Genomic DNA, 11,868 nt, shown 5'->3' with positions numbered 1-11,868 from the left:
TTGTGCGGCAGCCGTATTCACGCTCCGCGCGGCGCGTACATGATGATCGTGACCCCGATCAGGCACACCAGCGCGCCCGTCACATCCCAGCGGTCGGGCCGGAATCCGTCCAGGGCCATCGCCCACAGCAGTGACCCGGCGACGAACACCCCGCCGTAGGCGGCCAGGATCCGCCCGAAGTTCGCGTCCGGTTGCAGGGTGGCCACGAATCCGTAGATCCCCAGGGCCACCACCCCGGCCCCCATCCACGCCCACCCGCGATGCTCGCGCACACCCTGCCAGATCAGCCACGCCCCGCCGATCTCGGCGACGGCGGCCAGCGCGAACAACAGCACGGAGCGCAGGACGGTCATGCGCTCACCCTAGGTGCGGGACGCATGCCGGCCGCGACCACCCGCCGACGCGCGATCCACCGGCCCGTCGGACAGAACGAGTGGATCCACATCATGCCGGCGCCCTCCGTCCGCTGTGCGACGACGCCCACGAATCGTTCTGTCGACAGTCGAGGGGTCCACGGTGGCGGCGCACCCCACCGTGAGGCCCGCGGCGCGCGAACAGGCTGTCGAACGCCGTACCCGCCGCCCCGCAGGCGGGCACCCGCCCGGCTGCCGGAGACGCGAGACATCGCACACTCCAGGGGTGAACGTACCGGGGCCGGACCACCCCTCGTGTGGTCCGGCCCCGGATGATCGATGCCCGGCCCTCGGCGGCGAATCCGCCAGGGCCGGGCGGGTTTCAGCGACCCAGGCCGCGTGGACCCTCGAACAGGGTTTGCCCCAGGTAGCCCCCGGGCTCGGGCACGCCCGGGGGGATAGCGAAGACCGCGGACCCGACCGGCGTGGTCCACCGGTTGAGGGCGTCGAAGTCGGCCAGGCGCTGCTGTACCGGTAGGTACTGGGCGCCGATGTCGCGCTGGAAAGCGGTGAACAGTAATCCGGAGTTGGAGAGCTGCCCGGGAGCGGGGGTGTCGTCGTAGTTGAAGCCCCGGCGCAGGAACCGCTCCCGCTCGGTGGTGTGGTGCGCGCGCGCGATATGCGAGGACGGCGGGATGAGGGTGATCCCGAATTCGTCCACGGCCTCGAAATCCGGGTCGTCGGATTCCTTGGTGCCGCCCAGCGGCGCGCCGTCGGAGTCACGCCGGCCCAGGGTGATCGCCCGCGCCTCGGCGTCCATCTCGTCCCAGCTGTCCAGGTTCATGGCGATGCGGCGCAACACCATGGAGGTGCCGCCCGCCAGCCACGGCGTGCTCGCCCCGTCGTCCCACACCAGGGTGTCGAAATCCAGGGTCCCGGGCGCGATGTTGACCGTGCCGTCGACCTGGCCGAGCAGGTTCCGCATGGTCTGGCCCCGGGAGGCGTTACGGAACCCGCGCTGCACCCATTTCACGGTGACCAGGGACTTCACGTGTTTGGACAGCACCCGCACCGCGTGCGAGACCGTGGTCGCCTCGTTCGAGCACACCTGCAGCAGCAGATGCGCGCCCGTGTACGCGGGATCGAGTTTGTCGATGCCGTACGCGGGCAGCGGGGCCAGCCAGCCCGGGCGCTCGGCCGCCAGCCCGGCGATCGTGAACAGTTCCGGCCCGAATCCGACGGTGATCGTCAGTTTCGCGGGCCGGGCCGCCAGTTCGGGTTCGGTGTCCGCGAGCGCGGGCCGGCCCCGGGTGAGGCGGGCCGCGTCGTCGGTCCAGATCTTCAGCACACCGATCACGTCCTCGCGATCGGTGCCCGGGGCCAGGTCGAAACCCAGGAACGCCACCTGGTCCTGCGGATCGGTCGCGATCCCGGCCTGATGCGGGCCGTAGAACTCGATCGTCTCCAGGGCCGGATCCCGATCGTGCTCACGATGGGTGAGAGTCGAAGCGCCCCAGCCTATTCCGGCCGCACCGGCGGCCCCGGCGACGGCCGCGCCGCCGCCCAGCAGCCGCCGGCGCGTGACCCGGCTCGGATGCGGTAGCGCGGGCTCAGCCACCGTGGGCGGGGTTCTGCGCGCCGGGCGCGGCGTGCTCGCCGCCGCTGTAGTTCTCGTTGCCGCCCGCGAAATCGCGCACCTGCGCCGACACCGTGGTGGTGGAGCCGTCGGCGAAGATCAGCGTGATGGGCGTTTCGGACCCGGTGCGCAGCGGCTGCTTCAGATCCATGAACATCAGATGATCCGAGCCGGGCTTGAGGGTGACCGACCCGTGCGCGGGAATGGTGATCCCGCCTTCCTTGGGCCGCATGGTCTTGTCCCCGCCCGCCGCGGCCACGACCTCGTGGATCTCCACGCGCGCGGATACCGGGCTGGACGCGGCGACCAGATTGACCGGGGCGTCACCGGCGTTGGTGAGAATGCCGAACGCCGCGGACATGCCGCTGTCGGCGGCCTTGATCCACTGATCGTCGTAGCTGATCTCGTCGGCGGCCTTGCCGGTGGACGAGGAGGCCGAATCGCTGGAACAGGCGGCGGGGAAGATCGCCAGCGCGGACACCGCCGCGAGCAGGCCGAGACGGCGGACGGTACGCGGGGTACGGGCGAGCAGTGCGTGGGACACGAGAAACTCCGATCGAATGAGGGGGGATGCGGAATTCGTTCCGGGCGAGACGCCGGCGCCGCGAGCGGGCCGCCGTGCACGAGGGACAACCGGTGCACGGACAGCGCGGCGCGAGAGTGCCCCGGTGTGCGGGTCGAGACCTGGTGTGCGAGTCGAATTATCGGGCGTGCGAGCACGTTTCGACCGCCGGACACGCCCCGCGCGGCCTCCTGCTCGCACGCTCGAGAATGGGAGCGCGGCGGGATGCCGAACCTGCGCGGCAACGCGAACACGGCGGAGAAGCCGAGCCGATACCGACGACGCGCGCAGCAGGGTGCAACGAGGTGCAACCGGCCATCGCGGGCGCGATGCGAGCCGAGAGCGTGGGGTTACGCCGGAACGAAGGGAGAGAACCCCGCCGTCGGCGGCCCGCGCCGCCCGATACCCGGACTCACCAGCAGGCGGCGAACCACCGCCCGCTCGTCGGCCACGAACGCGCGCGCGGGCAGCGCCGCCGGCGCGAGCACACCGTCCAGGGCGACCATGAACCGCCGCACACTGGTAACCGCCCGGCGCACACCGACCTCGGCGGCCCCGATGAGCAGCGCGCCCACCGGAACGGCCACCAGGTGCGCGGCCAGCATGAGCGGCGTCGCGCCGTGGTGATGATGATCCGGCGACATCGACAGCGCGACATGCCCGACCGCCTGCCCGACCGCGAGCATGCCCATGGTCGAGGCCAGCACGTGCGCGGGCCGCACGGCCGCGACCACGACGCCGATCAACCCGCAGGCCGCCAGCAGCAGCGCCATCGCGGACCCGGCCGGCATCGAGGCGCCGCCGCCGAGAGCGTGCGCGAAGATCGCGACCGCCCCCGAGGTCGCCCCGACGGCGGCGCCGCGCAGGGGCGCGGTGTGATCCGTCGGTGAGCGCACCCGCCCATAGTAGGGCCGACCCCGCCCTGACCGGCGCGCAGGTGCGGTGACCGGCGTCTCCACAACATCTCCACACGCGGGGCGAACCATCTCCACGCCCACTGCATAGGGTCACACCATGGAAGCGACCCAGCAGCGCACCGCCCGGCGCATTCTGGTGGTGGAGGACGAACCCACCATCGCCGAATCCATCGCCGCACGCCTGCGCGCGGAAGGGTTCAGCGTCGACCTCGCGCACGACGGGCCCGCCGCGGTCACCGCCGCCGAAACCCTCGACCCGGACCTGGTGGTCCTGGACGTGATGCTGCCCGGCTTCGACGGACTCGAGGTGTGCCGGCGCATCCAGGCGCGCCGCCCGCTGCCGGTGCTCATGCTCACCGCCCGCACCGACGAGACCGACATGCTCGTCGGACTCGGCGTCGGCGCGGACGACTACCTCACCAAACCGTTCTCCATGCGCGTGCTCACCGCCCGGATCCACGCGCTGCTGCGCCGCGTCGAACGCACCGCCGCACCCGGGGCGGCGATTGTCGTCGGGGACCTGCGCATCGACCTCGACCAGCGTCGAGTCTGGCGCGCCGACACCGAAACCCAGCTCACCCCACTGGAATTCGAGCTGCTCGTGCACCTGGCCCGGCGACCGCGCACGGTCCTGGCCCGCGAACGCCTGCTCTCGGAGGTCTGGGGCTGGGCCGACGCGTCGGGCACCCGCGCGGTGGACAGTCACATCAAGGCCCTGCGCCGCAAACTCGGCCCCGATCTCATCCGCACCGTCCACGGGGTCGGCTACGCGCTCGAGGCGCGATGAGCGCGGGGGAGTGGGCCGCGAGAGTGGCCGCGGCACTGCACGAGTGCCCCGAACGCCGGGATGGTTCGATAGGGGGTGCGCGGAGGGGGAGCTCCGCGCGGCATCGGGTGTGCGCCCACCCGACGCCTGCGCGCTATCGGCGGGGGGACACGTGAGCGAACGCGGGGAACGATTACGGGAAGCGGCCCGACAGGTCGCCGCGCGACTGCCGCGCCCGCTGGACCGGGTCCGCTCGATCAAGGCCAAGCTCGCCATCCTCATGGTCGGCTCGGGCGCGGTCGCGTTCGGCTTCTTCGCCCTGCGCATCGGCTGGCTGCCCCCGCGCACCACCGCCGCGGCCGTCCTGCTCGCCCTGGCCACCTCGCAGATCCTGGCGCACGGCATGACCATGCCGCTGCGCGAGATGACCGCCGCCGCCAAACACATGGCCCAGGGCGACTATTCACGCCGGGTCCGCGCCACCTCCCGCGACGAGGTCGGTCAACTCGCCGCCGCGTTCAACTCCATGGCCGCCGACCTCGCCGCCGCCGACCAGCAGCGCCGCGAGTTCATCGCCAACGTCTCCCACGAACTGCGCACCCCCATCACCGCCCTGGGCGCCGTGCTCGAGAACCTCGTCGACGGGGTCGCCGAACCCGACCCGGCGACCCTGCGTACCGCGCTCGCCCAGACCGAGCGCCTGAGCCTGCTGGTGTCCGAGCTCCTCGCGCTGTCCAGCATCGAAGCCGGCGCGGTCGCCCTGGACCGCGAACAGTTCCCGCTCGAGCCACTGCTGACCGAAGTCGTGGCCGAAGCCGAGGTCATGGCCGCCGCCGTGGACCGCCCCGTGCGCTTCACGATCGCCGCCACCCCCGGCCTGCTGGTCCGCGCCGACCGCGCCCGCCTGCACCAGGTCCTGCTCAACCTCGCCGACAACGCCACCCGGCACGGCCCCGCCCGCGGCGAGGTCCGCCTCGAGGCCCACACCCTGCGCGGGCACACCGTGATCGAGGTGGCCGACGACGGCCCCGGCATCCCGCCCGCCGAACGCCCCCGCGTGTTCGAACGCTTCACCCGCGGCGGCCGCACCACCAGCGGCGGCACCGGCCTCGGCCTGGCGATCGCCCGCTGGATAGTCGACCTGCACGGCGGCACGATCGCCGTGGCCGCCCCCGGCTCCCGCATCCGCCTGACCCTCCCCGACTGACGATCCCCGTCCCCGCCTCGATCACCCGCCCGGGCATCGAGCCACCCCGCCACACCTGCACGCCACCACCACAAACCACCCACCCACCGACCCGGCCTCGAATACCGGGACCACCCAACACATCCACAGGAGGTCCGATGTCCGACACCCCCGCCCATCCCGGCGAGCCCCCACACTCGAAACCCGAGCCCACGCCGGACACCCTCAGCGCCGGGGAGTCGCTGAGCGGTACCCCCGCCACGGGCACCACCGTCCCACCCGCCGATTCCACAGGTACGACAGCTGCTTCCGCGACTCGGGCCGCGGCGAACGAGCCCGGCGAGCCGAGCGCGGGGGAGGCAGTTACCAGGGAAGCACGGTCGGAACAGGCGCGAGACTCCGAGACCACCGTGTCCCCGGAGTCTCGCGCCACGACCCCCGCCCTTGTCGCCGAGACCGGTTCGCTTGGCGCGCAAAATGTTTTGGCCGAGGCCGCGACTCAGGGCGCGAGTACCCCGGCCGATTCGCGAACCTTGCTCGCTGAATCCCCGGGCGCTACCTCCGCCGAAACGGCGCACACGCTCGATGCCCAGGCGCAGGGAAGCCCGGCCTCCTCCGCACCCGAGGGAGTGGCGACACCGGTTCTCGCGAACGCCACCCCGGCCGGGCCGGAGTCCGCGGCGGGAAGCGTCACCAACCTGGCGGGCAGCACGGTCGAGGGGTCCGTGCCGCCCGCCGGATCAGGCGGCGACGTCCGCGTGCCGGAGCCCTGGGCCCGCCCCGAACCCGGAGCACCGGTCGCCGGGCCCGTGGCCTGGGGAGCACCCCCGGCCACGGGCAACGCGGCTCCGGCACAACCGCACTGGATGACGAACCTCGCACTGACCCCCGGCAACGGGGCCGTGACCGGTCTCGATCCCATGCGCCCCGTCGCGTACACCGCCATGCCGGTCCGCGTTCCCCCCAAGTCCAGCCGGATTCCGATGGCCCGCGGCACCCTGCCCGCGATCGCCGTGAGCGGCCTCGCCGGCGCGGTCCTGATCCCCCTCGACCGCCCCGGCGTCGGCTGGCTCCTCGCCGGCCTGGCCACCGCCGGCGCGGTCTACACCGTGGACGCGACCGCCCGCCGCCGCGCGGACACCCAGGAGTCGGCCACCGAGGACTCCGCGACCGAGGGGCACGATGCCGCCCGTTCCGGAGTCTCCGGCCCTACAACCGATACGCAATCCGCTGCAACGCAAACCGTTGACGCAACCTCTGCGGGTTCCGAGACTTCCGCCGAATCGACCGCAGCGGACACCCGGACGACCACTCGTGAGTCCGTAATCGCGCCGGGCAGTGAGGAAGACTCTTCCACCGCCGCAGAGCTTGGAACCGGAGATCGACCCGCTTCGGTCGGCCCGGACATCTCTGACGCCACGAATGCCATTGACGCGCAACATGAATCGCCCGACGAGCCGGACACCGCGTGGACCCGGATCTTCGGGGCGGCCGGATCGCGGCGATCGGTCACGCTCGGGCGGATCTGGTGGGTCGCGCTCGCCATCGGGTTGCTCGGGGTCGGTGCGGTGCGGGCGGCGGAGTGGCTGTTCGTGCTGTGCCTGATCGGAGCCGCGGTGTCCGCGTCGTTGGCGGTTGTGTCGCGGCGCTCGATCTACGGGGCCGTGTACGACCTGTGCGCGGTGCCCATGCAGGCGGTCGGGTCGGTGCCGTGGGTGTACCGGGGCATGCGCGCGGTGCGCGGGCGTACTGCCTCCTCCTCGCAGCGGATGTGGTGGTCGCTGCTGGTGACCGTCGCGCTGCTGCTGGTGTTCGTGCCGCTGCTCGCGGGCGCGGACGCGGTGTTCGCCCGTTTCGTCGAGGACCTGTTGCCCGCGCTGGCGGTCGACGAACTCGTGCGCTGGATCTTCGTGTTCCTCGTCGTCGCGGCCTGCGCGGCGGGCGCGCTCTACCTGCTGGCCGGGCCGCCCCCGGTCGCCGCCGACGCCCCCGAGGGCGCGTTCTCGACCTTCTTCGGCATACACCGCGCCCCGGGCCACCAGCCCCGGCGCTTCACCCGCATGGAATGGGGCCTGCCCATCGGCGCGCTCACCCTGCTCTTCGCACTCTTCCTGGTCTCCCGCCTGGCGGCCATGTTCGGCGGCGACTCCTACGTGATGAGCAACGGCGGACTCACCTACGCCGAATATGCGCGCAGCGGATTCTGGCAGCTGTCCATCGTCAGCCTGCTCACCCTCGCGGTCATCGCGGTCGTACAGCGCACCGCCGCACAGGAATCGGCCGCCGACCGCCTGTGGCTGCGCCTGGCCGTCGGCGCGGTCAGCGTGCTGACCCTGGTGATCGTCGCCTCGGCCCTGCACCGCATGTGGGTGTACCAGGAGGCCTACGGATTCACGATCATGCGCCTGCTGGTCGAGGTGTTCGAACTCTGGATCGGCCTGGTCTACCTGATGGTGCTCGCGTCACTGGTGAAACTGCGCCGCCAGTGGGTGCCGCGCGCCGCGATCGGCGCCGCCGCGGCGACCCTGCTCGCACTCGCGGTCGTCAACCCGGAACTGCTGGTTGCCGAACGCAATGTCGATCGCGCCCTCGAGCACGGCAAACGTCTGGACGACTACTACCTCGCCGACCTCTCGCCGGACATCCTGCCCGCCCTCGCACCCCTGCCCGCCGCGGACCGCGCCAAGATCGAGCGCGCCGTGCGCGCCGACCTCGAGGACGATTCCTGGCAGGGCTGGAACCTCTCCCGCTCGTCCGCCCGCAACTGACCGGACCGATCAGGCGGTGCCGCGCCGCTCCGCGAGCCGCGCGGCCACCTGCCCGATCAACTCGTACGGAATCGGCTCGCTCAGCGGGAACTTCAACGTCCCCTTACCCGCCCGATACGGCGCGATGGCCCCCTCGAACGCCGCGTCCCCTTCGGGAACCGGGTACACGCTCACATGCTCGGCCCAGCCGCCGTAGAACACCACGACCTTGCCGTCCAGCTTCACCGCCGGAATCTGATAGCTGATGGCATCGGTCCCGCCCGGCACCGCCTCGTGCACCGTCGCCCGGATCGTCTCCAGCACCTCCCGCACCTCGGGCGGGAACTGCGCGATGTACTCCTGAACGGTGCTCGCCACTGCCATGTCTGCCACCTTCGCCGGTATCGGTCGGGAACAGCACTGCCGAACTCGACCGTACCGCCGAGACGCCCGCGCCCGGCCGAACCCGAGCGTCTCGGTCGCACAACCGCGCCCCGAGCACGCCCGGGGACATGCCCCGGCGTTCGTGATCGCCGGCGACCCGACCGGCCACCACGCCGGAAAGCTGTGTCGCACAGCCCACATCCCCGTGCCCGCATCCCCGCACTCGAGCACTATGGGCGGAGTGGGAGAACACAAGGACCGCATGCTGCGCGGCGAGCTCTATCGCGACAACGACCCCGAACTGGTCGCCGAGCGCCGCCGTTGCCAAGAACTGCTCTACAGCTTCAACGCCACCCGCGCGGGGGAGGACGACCGGCGCCGCACCATCCTCACCGACCTGCTCGGCGCGATCGGCGAGGGATCCTGGATCATGCCCCGCTTCCAATGCGACTACGGACACCTGATCCGCCTGGGCGACAACAGCTTCCTCAACTACGACGCCATCGTCATGGACTGCGCACCCGTCACCATCGGCAACGACGTGTCCATCGGCCCCCGGGCCCAGCTCCTGACCGCCCTGCACCCCGTCACCGATCACGAACTCCGCCGTCAACGCTGGGAGACCGCCGCACCCATCACCATCGGCGACAACGTCTGGCTCGGCGGGGGAGTCATCGTCTGCCCCGGCGTGACGATCGGCGCCGACACGGTCGTCGGCGCGGGCAGCGTCGTCACCCGCGACCTCCCGCCGAAGGTCTTCGCCGCGGGCAACCCGGCCCGCGTGATCAAGACCCTGTAACCCGCGCGGGTGGCGGTCTCTCCCCATTACCCGGCGGGTAATGGTTGTGGCGACCACGAATTCGTACGATCTGGACATGCGTACTCACACCGCCGGTGACCTCCTCCGGCATTGGCGCGTCACCCGCAGGCTCAGCCAGCTCGAGCTCGCCGGGCGCGCGGAGACCTCCACCCGGCACCTGAGCTTCATCGAGACCGGCCGCTCCACCCCCAGCCGGCAGATGATCCTGCACCTGTCGGAGGAACTCGAGATCCCGCTGCGCGAACGCAACCGCATGCTCCTCGCGGCCGGCTACGCCCCGGTCTACACCGAACCGGAACTCGACGCGCCCGCCATGGCTCCCGTACGCACCGCCGTCCGCCAGATCCTCGCGGGCCACGAACCGCACCCGGCCCTCGCGGTGGACGCCGGCTGGAACATGGTCGACGCCAACGCCGGAATCGCCCTGTTCCTCGAGGGCGTCGACCCCAGCCTGCTCACCGGCCCGGTCAACGCCCTGCGCCTGAGCCTGCACCCCGGCGGTCTCGCACCGCGCATCATCAACCTCGCCGAATGGCGCGGGCACCTCTTCGAGCGCCTGCAACGCCAGATCGACGTCAGCGGCGCACCCGAATTGACCGCTCTGCTGGCCGAATTGCGCGCGTACCCGGGCGGTGAAGAGGCCCCCGGCCTCCCCGAACCCGATCAGGCAGTCGTACCCCTGCGCCTGCGCCTGGGCGAGCACGAACTCGCTTTCATCAGTGTCACAACGGTATTCGGCACCCCTATGAACGTGACCGTCGCCGAACTGGCGATCGAGGCCTTCTTCCCGGCCGACGCGGCCACCGCGACCCTGCTCCGCGAGCGCATAGCCGTGACCGCGGACTGATCCGACACGCCGAACGTCGGGGGAGTCCGATGAGTCCGTGTGCCGTTCGTCGGGGGTGAGGCAGGGGAGCGGGGTGGTCCGTCGCCTCCCGGACCACCCCAGTTATGTTCTGTAACAAGACATCTGGGTCTGGTCTGAAGCCTCGCGACGGACCGCATAGCGTCCTTCGCGTCAGGAGAAACAGGAATCTCTAAGATGCCTACATGGAAATATGCGCATCTACGCATGTGTTGCCGAATGTTGGGAAAAGTCGCGGTCTGGAGGTGGCCATAAGGAAAAAAGACAGCTCTTACAAAGAGGGCCGGCGCGCGGCGCGGTCGAGCGGGGGGAGGGGTGGGATAGCTTGGGGGTGTGGAGCTGCGTCGAATCCATCATGTGGCGGTGATCGCCACCGATTACGCGAGGTCCAAGGACTTCTACGTGGGAGTGCTGGGGTTGCGGGTGCTGGCCGAGCACTACCGGGCGGAAAGGCGTTCGTACAAGCTCGATCTGGAGTTGCCGGACGGTGGGCAGATCGAGTTGTTCTCATTCCCGGATCCGCCGCCGCGGCCGTCCCGGCCGGAGGCGGCCGGCCTGCGGCACCTGGCGTTCGTGGTGCCGAGCGTGGGGGAGGCGCTGGCCGAGCTGGCGGACAGGGGAGTGCGGGTGGAGGAGGAGCGGGTCGACGAGTACACGGGCAAGCGGTTCGCGTTCTTCTTCGATCCGGACGATCTGCCGCTCGAGCTCTACGAGGCCTGAGGGTCTCGGTGGGATCGGTGTGGAAATCAGACGATGGAAATATGCGCATCTGAACATCTTTTCTGCTGATATCTCTTTCCCGAACTCACCTGCGCGGCAACGTCACGACCACAGTCGCTCACCCTCTTTCGCCCCGATCAGGGGGCGCGGCAGGGTCGGCAGGACCTGCACGCTGCGGATCCGAGCGTCGCGGGTTCGGTACGCCCTCGGAGTCGGTGAAGGTTCGATCCTGTTGTGGGACAGCGGTTTGCGTGGTTCGGCGTGGAGGTTTCGATGCCGGGCGGCCGGGTGTTTCGGGGCTCCCATACGATGGTGGCCATGACCACAGTGCTCCTGAAGACCTCCGCCGGGGATATCACCCTGGAACTCGACGAGGCCAAGGCGCCGAAGACCGTCGCGAACTTCGTCGACTACGTCAAGGCGGGCCACTACACCGATACCGTGTTCCATCGCGTGATCCGCGGCTTCATGATCCAGGGCGGCGGCATGACCGCCGACATGCAGCAGAAGCCTGCGCCGAACAAGGTGGAGAACGAGGCTAACAACGGTCTCAAGAACGACAAGTACACCGTCGCCATGGCGCGCACCATGGATCCGCATTCGGCGAGCGCGCAGTTCTTCATCAACTCCAACAACAACGACTTCCTGAACTACCCGGGCCAGGATGGCTTCGGCTACACCGTGTTCGGCAAGGTCGTCGACGGTATCGCCGCCGTGGACGCGATCGAGGGCGTGCGTACCGGTTCCAAGGCCGGGCACCAGGATGTGCCGGCCGAGGCCGTCACGATCTTCTCGGCCGAGGTGGTCGGGTAAGTAAGGGTTCTTCCGACTTCGAAGTCATCGGCTCCAGCATCGGCCGCTCGTGCCAGGTGAGATCGGTGGGGATACCCATCCAGTTGATGCCCTCGACCA

At 70.4% G+C, this 11,868-nt stretch carries 12 protein-coding genes; 7 read left to right on the top strand and 5 right to left on the bottom strand.

Annotation, left to right across the window (positions count from 1 at the left end; all coding sequences use genetic code 11):
• Positions 1 to 17: 17 nt before the first annotated feature.
• The 4 genes from ACWDOP_RS27275 to ACWDOP_RS27260 form a co-directional block, all read right to left on the bottom strand.
• Positions 18 to 353: a YnfA family protein gene (locus ACWDOP_RS27275; RefSeq protein ID WP_456347323.1), complete on the bottom strand. Its 336-nt coding sequence runs from the start codon at positions 351 to 353 to the stop codon at positions 18 to 20.
• A gap of 382 nt (positions 354 to 735) precedes the next feature.
• Positions 736 to 1,971 carry a Dyp-type peroxidase gene (locus ACWDOP_RS27270; protein ID WP_456347322.1) on the bottom strand — a complete coding sequence of 412 codons (1,236 nt, stop codon included), beginning with the start codon at positions 1,969 to 1,971 and terminating at the stop codon, positions 736 to 738.
• A complete protein-coding gene (locus ACWDOP_RS27265) occupies positions 1,964 to 2,533 on the bottom strand; it encodes a copper chaperone PCu(A)C (RefSeq protein WP_454206257.1) in 570 nt (189 codons plus the stop codon). Before ACWDOP_RS27265 ends, ACWDOP_RS27270 begins: the two co-directional genes overlap by 8 nt.
• Positions 2,534 to 2,901: 368 nt before the next feature.
• The gene (locus tag ACWDOP_RS27260) at positions 2,902 to 3,447 is read right to left on the bottom strand and encodes a hypothetical protein (RefSeq protein ID WP_456347321.1); all 546 of its coding nucleotides are present in this window, start codon (positions 3,445 to 3,447) and stop codon (positions 2,902 to 2,904) included.
• 118 nt (positions 3,448 to 3,565) lie between these two features.
• Here ACWDOP_RS27260 and ACWDOP_RS27255 point away from each other — a divergent pair, with 118 nt between their 5' ends.
• The 3 genes from ACWDOP_RS27255 (at position 3,566) to ACWDOP_RS27245 (ending at position 8,188) form a co-directional block, all read left to right on the top strand.
• A complete protein-coding gene (locus ACWDOP_RS27255) occupies positions 3,566 to 4,255 on the top strand; it encodes a response regulator (protein WP_456347320.1) in 690 nt (229 codons plus the stop codon).
• A 151-nt stretch (positions 4,256 to 4,406) separates the two neighbouring features.
• Positions 4,407 to 5,441 (top strand): ATP-binding protein, encoded by a 1,035-nt coding sequence (locus ACWDOP_RS27250; protein WP_456347319.1) that lies wholly within the window; start codon positions 4,407 to 4,409, stop codon positions 5,439 to 5,441.
• Between the two features lie 608 nt (positions 5,442 to 6,049).
• Positions 6,050 to 8,188 (top strand): DUF4153 domain-containing protein, encoded by a 2,139-nt coding sequence (locus ACWDOP_RS27245; protein ID WP_456347318.1) that lies wholly within the window; start codon positions 6,050 to 6,052, stop codon positions 8,186 to 8,188.
• 9 nt (positions 8,189 to 8,197) lie between these two features.
• Here ACWDOP_RS27245 and ACWDOP_RS27240 read toward each other — a convergent pair whose 3' ends face one another.
• Positions 8,198 to 8,551, bottom strand: a complete 354-nt coding sequence (locus ACWDOP_RS27240; protein ID WP_456347317.1) for an iron chaperone — start codon at positions 8,549 to 8,551, stop codon at positions 8,198 to 8,200.
• A 232-nt stretch (positions 8,552 to 8,783) separates the two neighbouring features.
• Here ACWDOP_RS27240 and ACWDOP_RS27235 point away from each other — a divergent pair, with 232 nt between their 5' ends.
• From ACWDOP_RS27235 to ACWDOP_RS27220, 4 genes are all read left to right on the top strand, one after another.
• The gene (locus ACWDOP_RS27235) at positions 8,784 to 9,350 is read left to right on the top strand and encodes a sugar O-acetyltransferase (RefSeq protein ID WP_456347316.1); all 567 of its coding nucleotides are present in this window, start codon (positions 8,784 to 8,786) and stop codon (positions 9,348 to 9,350) included.
• Between the two features lie 76 nt (positions 9,351 to 9,426).
• Positions 9,427 to 10,218 carry a helix-turn-helix domain-containing protein gene (locus ACWDOP_RS27230; protein ID WP_456347315.1) on the top strand — a complete coding sequence of 264 codons (792 nt, stop codon included), beginning with the start codon at positions 9,427 to 9,429 and terminating at the stop codon, positions 10,216 to 10,218.
• A 351-nt stretch (positions 10,219 to 10,569) separates the two neighbouring features.
• The gene (gene gloA2 / locus ACWDOP_RS27225) at positions 10,570 to 10,956 is read left to right on the top strand and encodes an SMU1112c/YaeR family gloxylase I-like metalloprotein (RefSeq protein ID WP_456347314.1); all 387 of its coding nucleotides are present in this window, start codon (positions 10,570 to 10,572) and stop codon (positions 10,954 to 10,956) included.
• Positions 10,957 to 11,274: 318 nt separating this feature from the next.
• A complete protein-coding gene (locus ACWDOP_RS27220; protein ID WP_454206273.1) occupies positions 11,275 to 11,769 on the top strand; it encodes a peptidylprolyl isomerase in 495 nt (164 codons plus the stop codon).
• Positions 11,770 to 11,868: the final 99 nt, after the last annotated feature.

Source organism: Nocardia sp. NPDC003693 (genome assembly GCF_053981095.1).
The sequence above is the reverse complement of the archived record's forward strand: the minus strand, read 5'-3'. Positions and strand labels throughout refer to the sequence as shown.